This window comes from Nonomuraea sp. NPDC052265 (assembly GCF_044547985.1).
Classification (GTDB): Bacteria; Actinomycetota; Actinomycetes; order Streptosporangiales; family Streptosporangiaceae; genus Nonomuraea.
The window spans coordinates 130501-150255 of record NZ_JBIUBJ010000019.1 but is presented as its reverse complement, the minus strand read 5'-3'; the positions used below and the strand labels follow the sequence as shown (position 1 = coordinate 150255).

At 72.6% G+C, this 19755-nt stretch carries 17 protein-coding genes; 9 read left to right on the top strand and 8 right to left on the bottom strand.

Annotated features, from left to right (window positions below; translation table 11 throughout):
- Positions 1-79: 79 nt before the first annotated feature.
- Both ACIHAD_RS38625 and ACIHAD_RS38620 read right to left on the bottom strand, forming a co-directional pair.
- Complete coding sequence (locus ACIHAD_RS38625; RefSeq protein WP_397359710.1) at positions 80-1144, bottom strand: trypsin-like serine peptidase; 1065 nt, start codon at positions 1142-1144, stop codon at positions 80-82.
- Between the two features lie 55 nt (positions 1145-1199).
- Entirely contained in the window at positions 1200-1940 is a 741-nt protein-coding gene (locus tag ACIHAD_RS38620; protein WP_397359709.1) for a trypsin-like serine peptidase, read from the bottom strand.
- A gap of 197 nt (positions 1941-2137) precedes the next feature.
- Between ACIHAD_RS38620 and dxr the strand changes: the two genes are divergently transcribed.
- The 4 genes from dxr to ACIHAD_RS38600 all read left to right on the top strand — a co-directional run bounded on the left by dxr (position 2138) and on the right by ACIHAD_RS38600 (position 7127).
- Entirely contained in the window at positions 2138-3328 is a 1191-nt protein-coding gene (dxr, locus tag ACIHAD_RS38615) for a 1-deoxy-D-xylulose-5-phosphate reductoisomerase (RefSeq protein ID WP_397359708.1), read from the top strand.
- A 40-nt stretch (positions 3329-3368) separates the two neighbouring features.
- Positions 3369-4538: a flavodoxin-dependent (E)-4-hydroxy-3-methylbut-2-enyl-diphosphate synthase gene (ispG, locus tag ACIHAD_RS38610; RefSeq protein WP_397359707.1), complete on the top strand. Its 1170-nt coding sequence runs from the start codon at positions 3369-3371 to the stop codon at positions 4536-4538.
- A gap of 129 nt (positions 4539-4667) precedes the next feature.
- Complete coding sequence (locus ACIHAD_RS38605; protein WP_397359706.1) at positions 4668-6248, top strand: alpha/beta hydrolase; 1581 nt, start codon at positions 4668-4670, stop codon at positions 6246-6248.
- Between the two features lie 36 nt (positions 6249-6284).
- Positions 6285-7127 carry a GNAT family N-acetyltransferase gene (locus tag ACIHAD_RS38600; protein ID WP_397359725.1) on the top strand — a complete coding sequence of 281 codons (843 nt, stop codon included), beginning with the start codon at positions 6285-6287 and terminating at the stop codon, positions 7125-7127.
- A 10-nt stretch (positions 7128-7137) separates the two neighbouring features.
- Here the strand turns inward: ACIHAD_RS38600 and ACIHAD_RS38595 are convergent, their stop codons facing one another.
- From ACIHAD_RS38595 to ACIHAD_RS38585, 3 genes are read right to left on the bottom strand one after another with little or no spacing between them, the layout of a single operon-like run.
- On the bottom strand, positions 7138-7515 hold the full coding sequence (locus ACIHAD_RS38595) for a DUF3037 domain-containing protein (protein WP_397359705.1): 378 nt from the start codon (positions 7513-7515) through the stop codon (positions 7138-7140).
- Positions 7512-8324 carry a HipA family kinase gene (locus ACIHAD_RS38590; RefSeq protein WP_397359704.1) on the bottom strand — a complete coding sequence of 271 codons (813 nt, stop codon included), beginning with the start codon at positions 8322-8324 and terminating at the stop codon, positions 7512-7514. Before ACIHAD_RS38590 ends, ACIHAD_RS38595 begins: the two co-directional genes overlap by 4 nt.
- Positions 8325-8372: 48 nt before the next feature.
- Complete coding sequence (locus ACIHAD_RS38585) at positions 8373-9551, bottom strand: FAD-dependent oxidoreductase (RefSeq protein WP_397359703.1); 1179 nt, start codon at positions 9549-9551, stop codon at positions 8373-8375.
- Positions 9552-9614: 63 nt separating this feature from the next.
- On the opposite strand from ACIHAD_RS38585, the gene ACIHAD_RS38580 reads away from it, so the two are divergent.
- Positions 9615-10070, top strand: a complete 456-nt coding sequence (locus ACIHAD_RS38580; RefSeq protein ID WP_397359702.1) for a MarR family winged helix-turn-helix transcriptional regulator — start codon at positions 9615-9617, stop codon at positions 10068-10070.
- 53 nt (positions 10071-10123) lie between these two features.
- Here ACIHAD_RS38580 and ACIHAD_RS38575 read toward each other — a convergent pair whose 3' ends face one another.
- Both ACIHAD_RS38575 and ACIHAD_RS38570 read right to left on the bottom strand, forming a co-directional pair.
- Positions 10124-10993 (bottom strand): TIGR03619 family F420-dependent LLM class oxidoreductase, encoded by an 870-nt coding sequence (locus tag ACIHAD_RS38575; protein WP_397359701.1) that lies wholly within the window; start codon positions 10991-10993, stop codon positions 10124-10126.
- Positions 10990-12237, bottom strand: coding sequence for an LLM class flavin-dependent oxidoreductase (locus tag ACIHAD_RS38570; RefSeq protein ID WP_397359700.1), 1248 nt, complete (start codon positions 12235-12237; stop codon positions 10990-10992). The genes ACIHAD_RS38575 and ACIHAD_RS38570 overlap by 4 nt, the downstream gene beginning before the upstream one ends.
- Positions 12238-12323: 86 nt before the next feature.
- On the opposite strand from ACIHAD_RS38570, the gene ACIHAD_RS38565 reads away from it, so the two are divergent.
- The 3 genes from ACIHAD_RS38565 to ACIHAD_RS38555 all read left to right on the top strand — a co-directional run bounded on the left by ACIHAD_RS38565 (position 12324) and on the right by ACIHAD_RS38555 (position 16676).
- Positions 12324-13133, top strand: coding sequence for a TIGR03619 family F420-dependent LLM class oxidoreductase (locus tag ACIHAD_RS38565; RefSeq protein ID WP_397359699.1), 810 nt, complete (start codon positions 12324-12326; stop codon positions 13131-13133).
- 21 nt (positions 13134-13154) lie between these two features.
- A complete protein-coding gene (locus ACIHAD_RS38560) occupies positions 13155-14612 on the top strand; it encodes a serine/threonine-protein kinase (protein WP_397359698.1) in 1458 nt (485 codons plus the stop codon).
- Between the two features lie 108 nt (positions 14613-14720).
- A complete protein-coding gene (locus tag ACIHAD_RS38555; RefSeq protein WP_397359697.1) occupies positions 14721-16676 on the top strand; it encodes a PASTA domain-containing protein in 1956 nt (651 codons plus the stop codon).
- A gap of 224 nt (positions 16677-16900) precedes the next feature.
- Here ACIHAD_RS38555 and ACIHAD_RS38550 read toward each other — a convergent pair whose 3' ends face one another.
- Complete coding sequence (locus tag ACIHAD_RS38550; protein ID WP_397359696.1) at positions 16901-17422, bottom strand: TetR/AcrR family transcriptional regulator; 522 nt, start codon at positions 17420-17422, stop codon at positions 16901-16903.
- Between the two features lie 97 nt (positions 17423-17519).
- On the opposite strand from ACIHAD_RS38550, the gene ACIHAD_RS38545 reads away from it, so the two are divergent.
- Positions 17520-19751: an MMPL family transporter gene (locus ACIHAD_RS38545; protein ID WP_397359695.1), complete on the top strand. Its 2232-nt coding sequence runs from the start codon at positions 17520-17522 to the stop codon at positions 19749-19751.
- Positions 19752-19755: the final 4 nt, after the last annotated feature.

The following is a 19755-nucleotide window of genomic DNA, read 5'->3' as shown; positions in this document are numbered from 1 at the left end:
CCGCCCCGCGCCGGAAGGCGCGGGGCGGTTGCCGCGAACGCCGAACGCCGCGGGGTCCGCGCTCAAGGCGGAGATCGTCTCAGGCGCGCTCGGCCGTGGCGTAGAGCGCCTTGGCGGCCTGGCCGAAGTACGGGCCGTACATGGTGTGCTGGTCGTCGCTGTACTTGAAGCTGCTCAGCGAGGTGATCGTGCCGCGGCCGGTCATCGGATCGAAGCCGGACATCCAGGGCCCGCCGCTCGAACCGGCGGTCATGGCGCAGCCGAGCCCCTGGTCGCGCGTCTGCTTGTACGGGTCGTCGCGCAGCCGCCCCGCGCAGTAGACGAGCTGGTCGCCGTCGTAGGGCGGGTCGGCCGGGTAGCCGAAGCCGTAGGTCTGGCCGCCGCGCCGGGCGTTGAAGGCGATGTCCTGGGTGCCCACCACGTCGGCGACGTGCCGGCCGCCCGAGGTGGCCAGGGCGACCATGCCGACGTCGTGGTTGTCGTCGGCCGAGCGCGACCAGGGGGCGGAGACGAACATGCGGCGGGCCGCGTACTGGCCGTAGGGCTGCTCGCCGCCCGTGCCGTAGCCGGGGACGAACGTCCAGTTCCCGGCCCACTCGCCGGCGCCGTCCTTGACGCAGTGGCCGGCGGTGACGACGAGGTCCTTGCTGGCGCTCGTGACCGTGCTGGCCGAGCAGACGAAGTCGGCGCCCGCCAGGGTCAGGAACACCCGGCCGGTGGTCCTGGTCACGGCCCCGCCGGTGCTCCAGCGCGAGCCGATCGTGCTGGCCTGGGGCCTGGACGACGCCTGGTGCCGCCGGCCGAGGTTGATCGCGGTGTGGCCGCCGGACACGCCGGGCGTCGCCCGCACGCCGCCGCGGCCGGTCAGGCCGCTGAGCAGGCCGTCGCCGTCGGTCACGGAGTCGAGCAGGCCGATGGGCAGGGCCGCCGCCATGCGTTGCGGGGTCCAGTAGCCGAGCACGCGCCGCTGCTCGGCGTCGTTCCGGGCGGCCTCGTGCTCGACCACCAGGCTCTGCCGGGCCGCGGAGTGCTCGACGACGGGACGGTCAACCTGCTGCTGGCCGGGGACCGCGCCGAGGATCGCCGGCCCCGTCAACCCCACGATCAGCGGGGCGGCCGCCAGCAGGGAGGTGCTCAGGGTCATGGCCCCAGAGTGTGCACCACGAGATGTGTTCTTGTGGCTACTTTCCGTAAAATGATCAGAGTGCGTTGGTGTTTTGCGCTGCTTGGTAGACGGCCTGAGCTTCGTTTCCGAAATACGGGCCGAACATCCAGTTGGGGGCGAAGTTGTATTTGAAGCTGTTGACCGAGTTCTGCGTGCCGAGACCGGTCGACTCATTGAAATTCAGCATCCACGGACCGCCGCTCGCGCCGCCGGTCATGTCGCAGGTCAGCGCGAGGTCGTCGGAGAGCAGGAAGTCGTCGAACGTGCGGCCGCTGCAGTAGATCAGCTTCGAGCCGTCGTACGGGGCCGCCGCCGGGTAGCCGAAGGAGTGCATCTGCCGGCCGCGCCGCTGGTTGAAGGCCACGCCCTGGCCGCCGACCACGTCCACCAGGCTCTTGCCGTCCACCTGGGCCACCACGGCGGCGGCCACGTCGAAGTCGACGTCCTCGCCGGCGTTCCACTGCGGGGTGGTCAGCAGCTTGGTGGCCGGCCGGGTGCCGAAGGGGCGCCGGCCGGCGGCGTAGCCGGGCTCGGCCGCCGCGCTGAGGCCGGCCTTCCCGCCGCTCTTGGGCGCGGGCAGGTCGAGCGGCTGAGCGCTCTCCATGCGGCCCTCGGTCCAGTACCGCGTGACCTGCCGTTGCTCGGACGTCGAGTCCGCGGCCGCGTGCTGGGCGGGACGGGGTGCCGCGCCGGCCTGCGCCGCGGTGCCGGGGAGCAGGGCGATGCTCCCCGTGGCGAGGGTGAGAATGGAGAGCAGGGCAAATCTGCGGTGCATTACGTAACCTCCCGAAACCGGATCTGAGGTTGGAAGGTAGCCGCACAATAATCGGGATTTCTCAAGATATGCGCATCCCGATATAGCGATATTTGGACATAAATGGTCTCGGTTATCTCGCGTCACTTAAGGGACGGGATCGCGGCAGGGAGCCCCTCACGTGCCCGTCCGCGTCCGGCAGCGGGGACAATGGACAGGTGCATGCAGAGACCCTCCGCTCCGTCGTCGTGCTCGGCTCCACCGGCTCGGTCGGCACCCAGGCCCTCGACGTCATCGCCGCAGACCCCGCCGGGTTCAAGGTCACCGGGCTCGCGGCGGGGGGCGGCAGGGTCGAGGCGCTGGCCGCGCAGGCGGCCGAGTTCGGCGTGGAGGTCGTGGCGGTGGCCGACGCCGCCGCCGTCCCGGCGCTGAAGGAGGCGCTGGCCGCGCGCGGGGCGTCCCCCGTCGTGCTGGGCGGCCACGAGGGCGTCGCCGAGGTCGCGGCCTGGCGGTGCGACACCGTGCTCAACGGCATCACCGGCGCGCTGGGCCTGACGTCCACGCTGGTCGCCCTGGAGGCCGGCCGCACGCTCGCGCTGGCCAACAAGGAGTCCCTGATCATCGGCGGGCCGCTGGTCAAGCGGCTGGCCGCGCCGGGGCAGATCCTCCCGGTCGACTCCGAGCACTCGGCGGTGCAGCAGTGCCTGTGGGCGGCCGGTCCCGGCGGCCACGACGCCGCCGCCGTCAAGCAGCTCGTCATCACCGCCAGCGGCGGCCCGTTCAGGGGCATGAAGCGCGAGGAGATGGCCGACGTCACCCCCGAGATGGCGCTGGCCCACCCCACCTGGTCCATGGGCCCGGTCATCACCATCAACTCCGCCACCCTGGTCAACAAGGGGCTGGAGGTCATCGAGGCCCACCTGCTGTTCGACATCGGCTTCGACCGCATCGAGGTCGTGGTCCACCCGCAGTCGGTGATCCACTCCATGGTCGAGTACGTCGACGGCTCCACCATCGCCCAGGCCAGCCCGCCCGACATGCGCCTGCCGATCGCGCTCGCGCTGGCCCACCCGGCCCGCGTGCCCGGCGCGGCCCGGCCCGTCGACTGGACCAAGGCCCACACCTGGACCTTCGAGCCGCTCGACGACGCGGCCTTCCCGGCCGTCGCGCTGGCCAGGCACGTCGGCGCCGAGGGCGGCACCGCGCCCGCCGTCTACAACGCCGCCAACGAGGTCTGCGTCGAGGCGTTCACCAGGGGCGGGCTGCGCTTCCCCGCGATCGTCGACACGGTCGCCAAGGTCGTCGAGGAACACCGCGTCACCCCGGCCTCCAGCGTGGAGGAGGTGCTGGCCGCCGACGCCTGGGCCCGGGCGCGTGCGGCCGAACTCACAGCCGGGCAGTCCCTCTAGCTACCTAGACTGGGTAGCGTCGTCACACCTAAGGGTAGAAATGTCTTCTGTAGCACTTGGCATCCCGACGGTCCGCCCCAAGCCGCTCGCCGAACGCCGGCACTCCCGCCAGATCATGGTCGGCAGCGTTCCCGTGGGCGGCGACGCGCCCGTCTCCGTCCAGTCGATGACGACGACGGTCACCGCCGACGTCAACGCCACGTTGCAGCAGATCGCCGAGCTGACGGCGTCCGGCTGCCAGATCGTGCGCGTGGCCGTCCCGTCGCAGGACGACGCGGATGCGCTGCCGATCATCGCGAAGAAGTCCCAGATCCCGGTCATCGCCGACATCCACTTCCAGCCGAAGTACGTGTTCGCGGCCATCGAGGCGGGCTGCGCGGCGGTCCGCGTCAACCCCGGGAACATCAAGAAGTTCGACGACAAGGTGGGCGAGATCGCCAGGGCGGCCGCCGACCACGGCGTGCCGATCAGGATCGGCGTCAACGCCGGGTCGCTCGACCCCCGCCTGCTCCAGAAGTACGGCAAGGCCACGCCCGAGGCGCTGGTCGAGTCCGCGCTGTGGGAGTGCTCGCTGTTCGAGGAGCACGGATTCCGGGACATCAAGATCTCGGTCAAGCACAACGACCCGGTCGTCATGATCAACGCCTACCGGCTGCTCGCCGCCAAGTGCGACTACCCGCTGCACCTCGGCGTCACCGAGGCCGGCCCCGCCTTCCAGGGCACGGTCAAGTCCGCCGTGGCGTTCGGCGCGCTGCTGGCCGAGGGCATCGGCGACACCATCCGCGTCTCGCTGTCGGCGCCTCCCGTCGAGGAGGTCAAGGTCGGCGCCCAGATCCTGGAGTCCCTCGGGCTGCGCGAGCGGGGGCTGGAGATCGTCTCCTGCCCGTCGTGCGGCCGGGCACAGGTCGACGTCTACACGCTGGCCGAGCAGGTCCAGGCGGGCCTGGAGGGGCTCAAGGTCCCGCTGCGGGTGGCCGTCATGGGCTGCGTGGTCAACGGTCCCGGCGAGGCCCGCGAGGCCGACCTCGGCGTCGCCTCCGGCAACGGCAAGGGCCAGATCTTCGTCAAGGGCGAGGTCATCAAGACCGTGCCCGAGTCGCAGATCGTCGAGACCCTGATCGAGGAGGCCCTGCGCCTGGCCGAGGAGATGGGCGTCGAGGTCGACCTCGACGACGACGCCGTCTCCGGGCCCCAGGTGACCGTGGGCTGAGTGCCCCCGGGGCCCGGTTACCCGTTGCAATGGGCCCATTACAAAGTGGCAAGCGTTTCCCCATACCCAGAGTCATGACCCCGTCGCCCACGGGAGCATCACAGGGCCATGACGAGGGGGAGGGGCTGGGTGAAGCGCGTATTCAGTGTTGCCGTCGGCATCGCGGTGCTGGTCGCCGGGGTTGTCAGCGCGGACGGTGTGGCGTCGGCCGGCAGGGGCGCGGCCACGAAGGTGCAGCAGGTGGTCTGGGAGCCGTGCCCGGCGAAGGAGGGCAAGACGGTCCGGGCCGACCTGGAGTGCGCCACCGTACGCGTGCCGCTCGACTACCGCGACCCCTGGGGGCAGTCGATCAAGCTGGCGATCAACCGCATCAAGGCCAAGGTGTCCAGGGACGGCAACCATCTCGGCACGCTGCTGATCAACCCGGGCGGGCCGGGGGCCTCGGGCCGCGACCTGACCGAGTTCGTCTCGAACGGGCTGCCGAACCGGCTGGGTGAGCGCTACGACGTCGTGGGGTTCGACCCGCGCGGGGTCGGCGGCAGCGAGCCGTCGATCCACTGTGTGGACCCCGACACCTACTACCGGGCGCCGAGGCCCGACGCGGTGCCGCACTCGGCGGCCGACGAGAGCAGGCTCCTGGCCCGGGCCGGCGATTACGCCACCCGCTGCGGCGACCACTGGTCCTGGATGTTGCCGTACCTGACGACCGAGAACTCGGCCAGGGACATGGACACGATCAGGGCGGCGCTGGGCGAGGAGAAGATCAGCTACCTGGGCTACTCGTACGGCACCTATCTCGGTGCCGTCTACGCGACCCTGTTCCCGCAGCGGGTCAGGCGGCTCGTCATGGACAGCACGGTCAACCCCGAGGGCGTCTGGTACCGGTCGAACCTGGGCCAGGACGTCGCCTTCGAACGCCGCCACCGCGCCTTCCTCGCCTGGACGGCCCGGCACAACGACGTCTACCGGCTGGGCGGCACGCTGAAGCAGACCTCGTTCGCCTACTACGCGATGCGCGACCGGCTGCGCACCCGCCCGGCCGGCGGCGTGGTGGGGCCGAGCGAGCTGGACGACACCTTCACCCTCGGCGGGTACACCGACCGGGTGTGGCCGGAGTTCGCGCGGGCCTGGTCCGCCTACGTCCGCAAGGGCGATGTGAAGCCGCTGGTGGAGGCGTACAACCGGCGTGGCAAGAACGACGCCGACGACGAGAACGGCTACGCCGTCTACCTGGGCGTGCAGTGCCGCGACGCGGCGTGGCCGCGCGACTGGGCCAAGTGGCGCACCGACATGACCCGGCTCCACCGCAGGGCGCCGTTCCTGACCTGGCCGAACGCCTGGTTCAACGCGCCGTGCGCGTTCTGGCCGGTCAAGGGCGGCACGCCGGTCGCGGTGCACACCTCGCCGAAGCTGCCGCAGGTGCTGTTCCTGCAGTCGCGCGACGACGCCGCGACGCCGTACCGGGGGGCGCTGGCCATGCAGCGGCGTTTCCCGCGCAGCGGCATGGTGATCGACGAGGGCGGCAACCACGGCGTGTCGCTGGCCGGCAACCGGTGCGTGGACGGCTACCTCGCGGCGTACCTGGCCGACGGCACGCTGCCGTCCCGGACGGTGTCCTGCGCCGCACTGCCGGACCCGAGCCCGGCCGCCCACATGGCGTCGGGAGGTGCGCAGGGTCACGATCGGCTCACCGACGTGCTGTCCCGGTGAGCTATTCGGGGGACGTTCGCGTAGTCTGACCATGTGATGCTGCGTACATCGGCGTCGCGCGTGCTCGACGACAGCGACCGGGACGAGGTTCTCGCCCTGCTTGACTGCGATCCGGTCGCCAACGTCTTCGTCTCCTCCCGGGTGCGGGCCGTCGGACTCAATCCGGCACGCCTCGGGGGGCAGATGTGGGGGTTCGGGCCGCGCGGCGGGCTCGTGTCGCTCTGTTACGCCGGCGCGAACATGGTGCCGGTCAACGCCGGTCCTGAGGCCGTGCACGCGTTCGCCGACCGTGCCCGCAAGCAGGGGCGCAGGTGCTCGTCCATCGTGGGGCCCGTCGAGGCGGTGTCCCTGTTGTGGGAGCGGCTGGAGCCGCACTGGGGCAGGGCACGCGCCATCCGGTGGGCGCAGCCGGTGATGGCGACCTCCAGCAAGGCTCCCGTGCCGGCCGATCCGCTGGTGCGCCGGGTGCGGCCGGAGGAGTTCGACATCCTGCTGCCCGCGTGCGTGGCGATGTTCACCGAGGAGGTGGGCGTCTCGCCCAACCTCGGCGACGGCGGCGCGCTCTACCGCACGCGGGTCGCCGAGCTGATCCGCATCGGCCGCTCCTACGCGCGCATCGACGGCGGCCGGGTGGTGTTCAAGGCCGAGGTGGGCGCGGTCACGCCGCACGCCTGCCAGATCCAGGGCGTGTGGGTGGCCCCCGACCTGCGGGGCAAGGGCCACGCGGTGGCGGGCATGGCGGCGGTCGTGGAGGCCGCGATGAGCTGCTTCGCCCCCGTCGTGTCGCTCTACGTCAACGACTACAACCACTCGGCGCGGGCCGTCTACCGCAAGGTGGGCTTCCGCGAGGTGGACACCTTCATGTCGGTGTTGTTCTGAGACGTCCCGTCTAGAGGCGTACCAGCTTGTCGAAGAGGCGGGCCAGCTCGATGTCGGGGTCGACGGTGAGCCCCGCGTGCACCGGCCCGGTCTGGACGATCGTGCTGCGCGGCGCGGTCAGCCAGCGGAACCGGCCGCCCAGCGGCTCGTCCGCGAGCGGGCCCGGCCGGTCGCCGCAGGCCCGCTCGTAGGCGCTGAGCGCGTGGCGCACGCCGTCGAGGTCGGCCCCGGGGTCGAGGGCTCTCAGCCGGGTCGGGTCGAGGTGGACGCGCGCGCACAGGTAGTCGCGCGGCTGGCAGTAGAGCAGCACGCCGGCGTTGATCAGCTCGCCGCGCTCCACCTTGGGCATGACGCGGATCACCGCGTACTCGTAGACGTCTCTGGTCACCGGCTGCCTCCCCGCCAGAACTCGCCGACCGACCCGGGCCCGGACGCCTTGTGCTCCTTGCCGGGGCGGTACAGCAGCCACTCGCGCGGCCCGTGCGCCCGGCGCAGCAGATGGTCGGTGTAAGCCTCGCGCACGTCGCGGGCGGAGTCGAACCCCGGCTCGCCGTCGAGCCACTCGTCGGGCACCAGGGCCGTCACCTCGGCGAGCAGTTCGCGGGTGATCCGGCCGGCCAGGTCGTCGCCCGCGGCCCGCACGTCGGCCGCGAACGGCGCGAGCACGTGGTCGCCGGCGTCGAACACGCGCTGCGGGTCGGCCGTGCGCCAGTTGTGGTGGAACCACAGGGCCGCGCCGTGGTCGATGAGCCAGATGTCGCGGTGCCAGACCAGGAGGTTGGGGTTGCGCCAGCTCCGGTCGACGTTGTGGATCAGGCCGTCGAACCAGACCACCCGGGAGGCGAACACCGGGTCGGGGATCCAGCCCAGCGGGTCGAAGCCGAGCGCGCCGGGCAGGAAGTCGACCGCCAGGTTGAGACCGGTGCTGGCCTTGAGGAGGTCCTGGACCTCCTCGTCGGGCTCGCGGACGCCGAGCTGCGGGTCGAGGTCGATGAGCTTGAGCTCGGGCGTGCGCAGCCCGAGCCGGCGGCCGAGCTCGGCGGCGATGATCTCCGCGACCAGCACCCGGCGGCCCTGGCCCGCCTCGCGGAACTTCACGACGTACGTGCCGAGGTCATCGGCCTCGATGACGCCCGGCAGCGACCCGCCCTCTCGCAGCGGGGTCACATATCGGGTGGCTGCGATCTTTTCCAGCACGGGACGAGGCTATCGTCACCTGGGCCCCTTCCGTACTCCCGGCGCGGTTCAGCGCGCGGAAGGCCGGGCCGGGCGGGTGAAGGGGGCGAACGGCTGCCGCAAAGACTCCTCGACGGCGGTGAAGGCGTAGTCGAGCATGGCGTGCTCGTAGGCCGTCTTCGCCTCGGCCGGCGGGCGGCCCTCGGCGGCGGCCGAGGCCAGGTTCGCGCACAGGGTGCGGGCGTCGCGCAGCGCCACGTTCGCGCCCTCGCCGCGGCTCGGGCTCATGCTGTGCACGGCGTCGCCGAGCAGGGTCACCGCGGGCTCGTCCCAGGGGCGCACGCGCCGGGCGGAGTGGGTGCGCACCAGGAACGTCGCCTCGGGGTCGGCCCGCTCGACGATCCGGCGTACGCCCTCGTGCCAGCCGGCGACCGTGGCGAGCGCGAGCCGGTGCAGGCCGGCGGGCGAGGTGTCGTCGGGCTGGGGGCCGGGGGCGGTCAGCGTCCAGGAGAAGTAGCCGGGGACGTCGGTCAGCTCCAGGCCGGGGGCGTGGCGGGCGGCGGCCTCGGCCACCGGCGCGCAGGGTCGGCAGGTGGCCACGGAGATCGCGGCGTGGTCGGCCGCGGTGACCCGGTTGAAGGTGTCGACCAGGTCCGGGGGCGTGGCGGCGAGCAGGTCGGGCGTCAGGACGGTCCGGCCGTACAGGGCCCAGTCGAGCAGGTCCACGACGGCGTCGGGGAGGAGCTGGGCGCGGACGCGGGAGCCGACGCCGTCCGCGCCGGCGAGCAGGTCGCCGTCCAGGGTGGAGCCGTCGGCGAGGTGGGCGCGGACGCCTGCGCCGGGCAGCGGTTCGTACCGGGTGAACTCGGCGCCGAAGCGTACGTCGAGGCCGGACAGGAGGATCTCGCGCAGGGTGAGGCGGTTGACGCCGAAGCCGTCCACGCCGGGGAGCCGGGGCGGGATGTCCTTGGAGAACTTGGGGACCAGCCGGGTGTCCATGAAGGTCATGCGGGTGGCCGGGCGGATGGAGGTGGCCACGGCCAGGTCGTACAGGCCGGGGGGCAGGCAGGCCCGCAGCGCCTCGGCGCCGGTCTCCTTGAGGCTGATGCGGTAACCCTGGGGACGATGGCCGGGCGAGGGGTCGCGTTCCAGCACGGTGGCCTGGAAGCCCGCCTTGCGCAGGCCCTGGGCCAGGGATAAGCCGCCGATGCCGCCTCCCGCGACGATGATGTGAGCAGAAGTGTCCATGGATGCGACGATAGACGATAGCTGTCGCGACAGTAAATGCCTCTGCCAGCTATTCTGGTCCGCGTGACCGACGATCGAATGCCGCAGCCGTTCGAGCTGGTGCTGGGCGGCGGGTCGCTGCTCGTGCAGGTGGGGCGGGAGCTCAACACCGAGACCGAGCGCCGCCTGGCCCCGCTCGGGCTCACCGCGCAGCAGGCGGCGCTGCTGCTGCACGCGGCGGGCGGGCGCAGCACGCCCGGCGTGCTGAAGGACAGGCTCGGCACGGACACGGCGGGGATGACGCGGCTGCTGGACCGGTTGGAGGCCAAGGGGTTGCTGCGGCGGGTCCGGCGGGCCGAGGACCGGCGCTCGGTCGTCATCGAGCTGACGGACGAGGGGCAGGCGCTGGTGCCCCGCCTGCCGCCGATCTTCGGCGGGGTCAGCCGCCAGGTCTTCTCCGGCTTCTCCGGGGAGGAGATCGAGCAGGTCACCGGCCTGCTGCGGCGGATCATGGCCAACCTCGCGGAAGAGGGGTCCTGACCGGGGTCCGCGCGTGCCGCGTGCCCGGTCAGGATCGTCCCGGTGGCCCGGGGTCAGAGCTTGGCGACGACCTCCTCGGCGAAGCGCTCCATGGTGGCGATCTTGAGGTCGAGGGTGTCCTCGCCGTACCGGGCCTTCTCCTCGGGGGTGGCCAGCCACCAGGGGGCGGCCATGGTGGCGGTCACGCCCTTGGCGGCGAAGCGGCGGTAGGTCTCGGCGTCGGGCAGGACGGCCAGCGGGGCGACGATGTCGAACGGGCCCGTCCTGCCGTTCTCGTCGAGGTGCCGGCGGAGGGTGTCGAGCACCGGGTCGAGCTGCTCCTCGGTGTAGATGCGGTTGCCCAGCCAGCCGTCGCCGAAGCGGGCGGCCCGGCGCAGCGCCGCCTCGCTGTCCCCGCCCACGTAGACGGGTACGGGCCCGGCCGGGGTGGGGGAGATGGACAGGGGCGGCAGGCCGTCCAGCGTGACCGTCTGGCCGGACCACAGGGCGCGCAGGGTGGGCAGCATGCGGTCGAGGCGGCGGCCCCGGGTGTGGAAGTCCTGGCCGGTGCCGACGAACTCCTCCTCGCACCAGCCCACCCCGACCCCGAACGTCACCCGTTCCCGCGACAGCACCGCCGCCGTGGAGACCAGCTTGGCCACGGTGAACAGGTCGCGGGCCGGGGCGATGTAGACGTTCGGCGAGAAGCGCAGCGTCGTGGTCACCGCGGCCATCGCGCCGATCGTCACCCACACGTCGGGCCAGTGCGTCTCGGCGGTCCAGCGGGGCGCGCCCGACCGCGAGTACGGGTACCGCGAGGCGAAGTCGGCGTAGAAGAGGTGGTCCGACAGCGTGAAGGTGTCGAAGCCGCAGCGCTCGGCCGCCCGCGCCAGCTCCACGTACTGGTCCGCCGGGACGAACGAGGCCCCCAGCCACATCTTCATCGGAACTCCGGCGCGACCTTGGTGGCGAACATCTCCAGGTTCCGCTTGACCGTGTCCAGCGGGAGCACGCCCTGCTGCCCCTGCATGTACAGGCCGAACCACTCCAGGTCCGGCATGCGGTCGAGCATGCGCTGGATGCCGCGCTTGACGTCGTCGGGGGTGCCGAACAGCGCCATCTCCACGTCGTTCATGCGCTTGGCGTCGCCCTTCTCGGGGGAGATCGGCTTGTGCTTCTCGTCCTCCTTCTTGCGCAGCACCTCCAGGTAGCCGAACGGGCCGAAGAAGGCGGCGAAGTCCTTGGGGATGCTGCGGCCGAAGGTGTTGATCGCCTCTTCGGTGGTGTCCGCGATGCCGACGATCTTGAGGATGCCGGTGTGCTCGCCCAGCTTGTAGTGGCGGCCCTGCCGGGCCGACTCCTCCTGGTAGAGCTTGGCCTTGGCGGCGTGGTCGTCGGGGTTGGGGGTGAACATCCACGGCAGGATGTCCTCCTGGGCGGCCCTGACGACCGACCGGTCGGAGATCGTGAACGGCTGCCACAGCTCCGGATGCGGGTTCTGGTACGGCCGCGGGCAGACCGAGATCGCCTGGATCTTCCCGTCGTCGGAGACCTCGCCGGGCGCCCCGAAGGTCTTGGTCCATTCCATCGCGGGCCAGCCCTCGATACCGTCGTAGGGGTACGGCACCTCGTAGTCCAGCACGTCGGACTTGTAGCGGAGGGTCTCCTGCGTCCAGGCCATCTTCATGATCTTCAGCACCTCGCCGAAGACGTCGAAGTTCCGGGTGTCCGAGGCCGAGCCGTCGGAGCGGGCGGCGGCCGCCTGCCAGCGCTGGCCGAGGACGTTCATCCAGCGGTTCTGGTAGCCGCGCGCCACGCCGAGCCGCAGGCGGCCCTTGCTGAACTGGTCGAGCAGCGCCACGTCCTCGGCGGCCCTGATCGGGTCCCAGGCGGGCAGCACCATGCCGAGCGGCGCGAGCAGGATGCGCTCGGTCCGGGCGGCGAGGTCGGTGAGGAACATCAGCGGATTGACCGAGAACTCCATCCCCTCGGAGTGGAAGTGGTGCTCGGTCATCATCAGCGCGTCGAACCCGACCTGGTCGGCGTGGACGGCTATCTCCCGCACCTCGTGCAGCAGCCGCTGATACGACTCGGTGTCGCGTCCGATGGGACGCCGTGCCTTGGCGTTCTCCTCGGCCGCGTATCCAGAGCCTGGAATCTGCGGGTTCAGGAAGATAGAGAACTTCACCGGGAACCTCTTTCCGCGGACGTCGCCTTGCAAGCTACCCTGGAAATCTTAGCCGAGCAATCGCTTGGTTGATATGAGGAGGCCGTATGAGGCTGGGTGTCACGATGTTCGCCACGGATCTGGCCATGCCGGTCCGGGACCTCGCGGCCGCGGCCGAGGAGCGCGGGTTCGACTCGCTCTACCTGCCCGAGCACACCCACATCCCGGTCAGCCGCCGCACGCCGCCCGCCGGCGGCCAGGACGAGCTGCCCGAGGAGTACAAGCGCACGCTGGACCCGCTGGTCGCGCTCTCCTTCGCCGCCGCCGCGACCCGGCGGCTGCGCGTCGGCACCGGCATCCTGCTCGCCGCCCAGCGTGACCCCATCGTCACCGCCAAGGCCCTGGCCACGCTCGACCACCTGTCGGGCGGGCGCGTGGTGGTCGGCGTCGGGTTCGGCTGGAACGTCGAGGAGATCGAGAACCACGGCGTGCCGTACGGGCGGCGGCGCGAGGTCGCCCGGCGCAACGTGCTGGCCATGCGCGCCTTCTGGCGGGAGGAGGTGGCCGTCGTCGAAGGGCTCGAACCGTCCTGGTCGTGGCCCAAGCCCGTGCGCGACCTCCCCGTCCACCTCGGCGGCGCCGCCGGGCCGAAGCTGTTCGCCCACATCGCCGAGTACGGCGACGGCTGGATGCCCATCGGCGGCAAGGGCATCAAGGACGCGCTGCCCGCGCTGCGCGAGGCGTGCGAGAAGGCCGGGCGGCCGATGGCCAAGGTGATCCCGTTCGGGACGCTGCCCACCAGGGAGAAGCTGGACCACTTCGCCGGGCTCGGCATCGAGGAGGCCGTGGCCACCCTGCCGAGCGGCCCGGCGGACGTCGTCCTGCGCGCCCTCGACGCCTACGCCGCCCTGCTGTAGGCGGTGCCATAATGACGCCCTATGTCCGAGCTCCGTGCTGATGATCCCCGCCGGCTGGGGGAGTACCGGCTCTCGCGCAGGCTCGGACAGGGCGGCCAGGGCGTCGTCTTCCTCGGTCACTCGGCGGCCGGGGCGCAGGTCGCGATCAAGCTGCTGCACGCGAGCGTGTCCAAGGACGCCGACGTACGGCGCCGGTTCCTCGGCGAGGTCGAGGCGGTGCGCCGGGTCGCGGCCTTCTGCACCGCCCAGCTCCTCGACGCCGACCTCGACGGCGACCGGCCCTACCTGGTCAGCGAGTACGTCGAAGGGCCCTCGCTGGGCGAGCACGTGGTCGCCCGGGGGCCGCGGCGCGGCGGCTCGCTCGACCGGCTGGCCATCGGCACCGCCACCGCACTGGGGGCGATCCACCGGGCGGGGGTCGTGCACCGCGACCTCAAGCCGGGCAACGTGCTGCTCAGCCTCGACGGGCCGCGGGTGATCGACTTCGGGGTGTCCCGGCTGATGGACGCCGCCGCCACCACGACCAGGTCGCCCATCGGCACGCCGGCCTACCTGTCGCCCGAGCGCATCAACGGGGAGTCGGCCGGGGCGGCGGCGGACATGTGGGCGTGGGGGCTGACCGTGGCGTACACGGCGAGCGGGCGGCACGCGTACATGGCGGACACGTACCAGGAGATCCTGGCCAGGATCCTGTACGGCAAGCCGGACCTGCGCGGGTTGTCGGGGCGGTTGCGGGAGATCGTGGCGGCGTGCCTGGCCCACGACCCGCGCGACCGTCCGGACGCCGAGGAGACGCTGCGCGCCCTGCTCGGCCAGGACGCGGGCCCCGGCGACCTCCTCCCCTCCGGCGCCCAGGCCGCCACCGCCCCCAGCACCTCCCCCGAAGGGCCGGCCACCGCTCGTACGACCCTCCCCGAGGGGACGCCCGCCGTCGCGGCCGGGGGAGCGGATGCCACCGTCCCCGAAGGGACACCCGCCAGCGCGGCCGGGAAGTCCCGGTGGTGGTGGCTGGCGGCGGGGGCGGTGGTTGTGGTCGGAATTGTTGGGGTCGTGTTCTGGTTGCGCGGAGCCCAAGGGCCGGCGGACGCCGGGAAGGGCACGGCCGGGCAGGGCACCACCCCGACGTACGCCACCGGCGACGCGACCGAACCCGGCAACCCCACCGGCCGGACCCTGGACGGCACCTGGACGGGATCGGCCGAACACCCCACGGCCGGCCGCGTCTTCCCGATCGAGCTGCGCCTGCGCGCCGACGGCGGGTCCACCATGCGCTGGGGCGCCGACCTGCACTGCTCCGGCCGCCTCACCCCCACCAGGAGCGCCGTCGTGTTCACCCTCGGCCAGGTCAGCGGCAAGGCGTGCCATCCCGGAACGGTCCGGATCGTCCTCTCCGGCGACCCCAACCGGTTCCTCGTCAAGGTGACCCGGGCCGACACCGACGCCGTCATGTACGCGGGCCAGGTCTCCCGGGCCTCCTGACCGGCTGTGTCACGGTCAGGCGGCGATTGCGGTGCGCACGGTTGACTGAAGGCGGCCCTTTGCTTTCAGTGGAGAGCAAGAAGGGGTGGCGGCGAGGGGAGGCGCCCCGTGCCAACGGCGCAGCCGCTCAGAACGGGGGACCCGCACAGACTCGGCGAGTACGAGCTCGCCGGGCGACTGGGTGAAGGCGGACAGGGCGCGGTGTTCCTCGGTTCGAGGGTCGGGGATAGGTTCGGCGGGCAGAGGTACGCGGTCAAGCTGCTGCACGGGCCCGTCGGGGACGAGCAGGGGGCGTTCCTGCGGGAGGTGGAGCTGGCCAAGCACGTGGCGAGGTTCTGCACGGCCCAGGTGATCGACGCCGGGTTCGACGAGGGCAGGCCGTACATCGTGAGCGAGTACGTCGACGGGCCCTCGCTGCACCGGGAGGTCTCGCTGACCGGCCCGCGGCACGGCGGCGCGCTGGAACGGCTGGCGGTCGGCACCGCGACCGCGCTGGCCGCGATCCACCGGGCGGGCATCGTGCACCGCGACTTCAAGCCGCAGAACGTGCTGCTCGGGCCCGACGGGCCGCGGGTGATCGACTTCGGCCTGGCCAGGGCGCTGGACGCGGCGGCCACGGTGACGAACAGGGGTGTGGGCACGCCGGCGTACATGGCTCCCGAGCAGATCACCGCCTCGGCCGTGACCGGGGCGGCCGACGTCTTCTCCTGGGGCGCGACGATGTGCTTCGCGGCCAACGCGAGCGCGCCGTTCGGGCAGGACTCGGTGGCGCCGGTGCTGCACCGCATCCTGACCGCGCCGCCCGAGCTGGGCCGGCTGGACGGGCGGCTGCGCGTGCTGGTCGCCGCCTGCCTGGACAAGGACGTCAGGAACCGGCCGTCCAGCAGGGAACTGCTGTTCGCGCTGCTGGGGGAGTCGGACGAGGCGCCGGTGCGGGGGGCCGGGGACGTGCCGCTGGTCCCCGGGCAGCGTCCGCCCGTGCCGCTGGCCGAGCCCGAGGCCACCGGCGCGGCCGACGCGTACCACCTGCGCTCGCGGACGGGCGGCGGCCCCGAGCTTCCCACGGCCCCGCAGGGCCCGGAGGTGCCGGTCGAGTCGGGCGCGTCCGAGGGGCTGAGGACACGGGCGGGGGCGTCGGACCGGCAGGGCCGGTGGCGCGGAGCCGGGTGGTTGCGGGCGGTCGTGGCCGTGTGCGCGGCCCTGCTGGTCACCGGGGTCGTGCTCACCGTGATCGTGCCCGCGCTCAACGGCGGCCACCGCCCGGGCCAGGCGTCCGTGCTGCCGCCGCCGTCGCCGTCGAGCCCGGCGAGGTCCGCGCACGCCTCCTCGCCGGGCGGAAAGCCGCAGGAGCGGGAGCGGGTGCCCACCGTCGAGCCCACCACCGTGTGGCCGGTGACGACGGTCGCGGTCCCGCCGCTGGCGGGGCTGACCCGGGCCGACGCGGTGAAGGCCGTCAGGCAGGCCGGGCTGACCGTCGGCGCGGTGACCAGGACCGACTCGCTCAAGGAGATCGGCCGGGTGCTCGGCAGCAGTCCGGCGGCCGGGACGGTGGTGGGCCGGGGCGGCGCGGTCGCGCTGGAGGTGTCGGCGGGGGTGCCGGTGCCGTCCGTCGCCGGGCGGCAGCGCAAGGCGGCCGAGGCGGCGCTCGCCGCCGTCGGGCTCACGGCCGGGACGGTCACCCGGGCCTGCTCCGACCAGCCGGACGGTCAGGTCCTCGCGACGCGGCCCGAGGCCGGCGTCCGGGTGTGGGGCGGAGCCCCGGTGGCGCTCACGGTGGCCCGCCAGGGCGTCGAGGTGCCGTCCGTGGTGGGGCGGGGCCGCGCCGACGGCCGGGCCGAACTGGTCGCGGCGGGCTTCACGGTACGGGCCCGCGCCCAGGTCGTGGACGACGACTCCGAGGCGGACACGGTCCTGAGCCAGAGCCCGGCCCCCGGGACCTGCGCCGCGCCCGGCGACGTGGTGGTGATCACGGTCGGCGTGTCCGGCCAGTCGGGCGGCCCCGGCCCCGAGGAGCCCACGCAGAGCCCGAGCGGCCCCGCCGCCGACCCCTCGACGGGGCTGTGACCCGGGGCCGGATCCCCCGCGCGTTCAGGGAAGGGTGACGGTCCGGCCGGTCAGGCGGGAGCGTTCGGCGGCCCTCGTCGCCGCCGCCGTGCCCGCCCCCGGCCGTCCCGTCGCCCGGAGGGGTGAGCCGGTCGCCCGCGCGAGCCCGCCCCGACGGCGGCGAGTGTGATCATGGACGCCTCCACCTCGGTCGACCTGGTGCCGGACCTGATCGGCCGGAGTCGTCAGAACGCCGGCGCGGACTCCAGCATGACCGCCGTGACCTGCTCCTCGGGCAGGTCCATGGTCTTGACCACGCCCCATTGCAGCGCCCCGAGCAGGGCCCAGCACCTGACCCTGGCCTCGGGGCCCGGGTTCTCGCCGGCGAGCTTGGCGAAGATCTCGTCCCTGAACGTGCCGACGACCGCGCGCTCGGAGCCGGGCGGCATGGTGTCGTCGGCCGCCAGGTCCTCCATGAACAGGCGGATCACCGCGCGGTGGCGTACCGCGAAGACGGTCAGGGCCTCGACGAACGCCTTGCGGTCGGGGTGGTCGGTGTCGAGCAGGGTGATCATCTCGGCCGCTGCCGGGGAGAGCAGTTCGGAGGCCAGCCGGTCCTTGGGGTGGAAGTGGTAGGCGACGGCGGTCTTGGTCAGCCCGACCGCCGCGGCGATGTCGGCCAGCGAGGTGCCCGCGTAGCCGCGCTCGGCGAACAGCTCGCGCGCGGCCGCCAGGATCCGGGAGCGGGTGTCGTCGGGTGTGGTCATCGTCTCATTTCCCACAGGATCCGGAATTTCCGGTGTCCTCCGTTTTATCGTAATCCTGTACGACCGTACAGGACGGCCGTCGGGCAGGGGCGGGACGATGACGCGGTTTCTTGGTCGGCTGGGTGGCTGGTGCGCGCGGCACGGGCGGATCGTCCTGGCCTTATGGGTGGTCCTGGCCGCCGGCCTGATGGGCGGCAGCCTCGCGCTCGGCCGTCCGGTCAGCAACGACGCCTCCATCCCGGGCACCGACGCGCAGCGCGCGCACGACCTGATGAGGGAGGGCTTCGGCCCCGGCTACGCCACCGGCGGAACCGTGCAGCTCCTCCTGTACTCCCCGGACGGCAAGCTCACCGACGCGCCGCGCAGGCAGGCCGTCGAACGCTCGGTCGCCGTGATGCGCACGATGCCGCACGTGGTACAGGTGGACACGCCCTTCCGCGTGGGCGGCATCGCCTCGAACCTGCAGATCGGCGTGATCACCGTCAAGATGCGGGGCAACGACCCCGACAAGGCGGGCGAGACCACGCAGGCCCTGGCCGACGCCGCGGCCCCGGCCAGGGACGCCGGGCTGGAAGTGGTGGCCGCCGACGACTCCAACCCGGCGAGCAAGGAGATCAAGACCGGGCCGAGCGAGATCATCGGCGTGATCTGCGCGCTGCTCGTGCTGGTCTTCGCGTTCGGGACGCTGGTGGCCGCGATGGTGCCGATCTTCGCCGCGCTGGTCAGCGTCGCGACCGGCCTCGGCGTGATCGGCCTGCTCGGGTACGTCGTGGACATGCCCAAGCAGGCCGGGATCATGTCCACGATGATCGGGCTCGGCGTCGGCATCGACTACGCCCTGTTCCTGCTGTCGCGCCACCGCAAGCTCCTGGCCGACGGGGTCCCGGTCGTGGAGTCCGTACGCCGGACGGTGGCCAGTTCGGGCGGGGCCGTCGTGTTCGCCGGCGGCACGGTGATCATCGCGTTGAGCGCGCTGATGCTGGCCGGGTTCCCGCTGCTGAGCACGCTCGGCTGGGTGACCGGCATCTCCGTCGTCTTCGCCGTGCTGACCTCGGTCACCCTCGTGCCCGCCCTGCTCGGGCTGCTCGGCCACCGCGTCAACGCGCTCAAGGTACCGCTGGTGCGCGGGCGTTCGTCCACACGCGGCGGGGGAGCCGGGTGGGCCGGGCTCGGCGCGTGGGTGGCGCGCAGGCCGTGGCGGGTGCTCATCGGCAGCGTCCTCGTGCTCGGCGCGCTGGCCGCGCCCGCGCTCGCGCTGAAGCTGGGCCCGCTGGACGAGGGGTACGCGGCCAAGGACTCGACCGGGCGGCGTGCGTACGAGCTGATGGCCACGGCCTTCGGGCCCGGCAGCAACGGCCCGCTGATCGTGGTCGCCGAGCTGCCGGAGAAGGTCTCCGGCGCCGGGGACGCGACCGTGCAGCGGATCGCCGACGAGGTCGCCGGCGTCGAGGGCGTCGCCCACGTGGCCGATCCGAAGGTGAACGCCTCCGGCCGCTCGGTCCTGCTCCAGACGATCAGCGACTACGCCCCGAGCGACCCGAAGGCGGCCGAGGTGGTCAGGCAGGTCAGGGCCATCGCGATCCCGGGCGTCCAGGTGCACGTCGGCGGCAAGGTGGCCGGGATGACCGACGCCGGCGACCGCATGAACGAGCGCACCCCGCTGGTCATCGGCGTGGTCGTGCTGCTGAGCGCCCTGCTCCTGCTGTTCGCCTTCCGCGCGCCCGTCGTCGCGGTCAAGGCCGCGGTGATGAACCTGGTGTCCCTGGGGGCCGCGTTCGGCTCGCTCGCGCTGGTGTTCTCGATCGGCCTGGGCAGCGGTCTGGTCGGCATGGACGCCCCGATGAGCTCGTCCTACCTGGAGACCGTGTTCTTCTCGGTGCCGATCGAGAGCTACGTGCCGTTGATGCTGTTCGCGGTGCTGTTCGGCCTGTCGATGGACTACGAGGTGTTCCTGCTGACGGCGGTGCGCCAGGCCCACGCCCGGCACGGCGACAACAGCCGGGCGGTGGCCGAGGGGCTCGGCTCGACCGGGCGGGTCATCACCTCGGCCGCCCTGATCATGGTGGCGGTGTTCGTGGCGTTCATCGCCTACCCGGACGCGATGGTCAAGACGTTCGGCGTCGGGCTGGCCGTGGCCATCGCGGTGGACGCGACCGTCATCCGCGGCTTCCTCGTGCCGGCGACGATGGTGCTGCTCGGCCGGGCGAACTGGTGGTGCCCGCGCTGGCTGGACCGGCTGCTGCCGAACCTGTCGGTCGAGGGGCACGAGGAGGACGACCCGGCGCCGGGCCGCGAGCGGGCGCAGGAGCCGGTGGGCGCCGGACGTTGAGCCC

Coding starts and splice junctions, on each gene's coding strand:
- ACIHAD_RS38565 (WP_397359699.1), top strand. CDS start 12,324: ATGAGGCTGGGTGTCACGATGTTCGCCACGGATCTGGCCATGCCGGTC.
- ACIHAD_RS38625 (WP_397359710.1), bottom strand. CDS start 1,144: ATGACCCTGAGCACCTCCCTGCTGGCGGCCGCCCCGCTGATCGTGGGG.
- ACIHAD_RS38575 (WP_397359701.1), bottom strand. CDS start 10,993: ATGAAGATGTGGCTGGGGGCCTCGTTCGTCCCGGCGGACCAGTACGTG.
- ACIHAD_RS38585 (WP_397359703.1), bottom strand. CDS start 9,551: ATGGACACTTCTGCTCACATCATCGTCGCGGGAGGCGGCATCGGCGGC.
- ACIHAD_RS38550 (WP_397359696.1), bottom strand. CDS start 17,422: ATGACCACACCCGACGACACCCGCTCCCGGATCCTGGCGGCCGCGCGC.
- ACIHAD_RS38545 (WP_397359695.1), top strand. CDS start 17,520: ATGACGCGGTTTCTTGGTCGGCTGGGTGGCTGGTGCGCGCGGCACGGG.
- ACIHAD_RS38560 (WP_397359698.1), top strand. CDS start 13,155: ATGTCCGAGCTCCGTGCTGATGATCCCCGCCGGCTGGGGGAGTACCGG.
- ispG (WP_397359707.1), top strand. CDS start 3,369: ATGTCTTCTGTAGCACTTGGCATCCCGACGGTCCGCCCCAAGCCGCTC.
- ACIHAD_RS38600 (WP_397359725.1), top strand. CDS start 6,285: ATGCTGCGTACATCGGCGTCGCGCGTGCTCGACGACAGCGACCGGGAC.
- ACIHAD_RS38620 (WP_397359709.1), bottom strand. CDS start 1,940: ATGCACCGCAGATTTGCCCTGCTCTCCATTCTCACCCTCGCCACGGGG.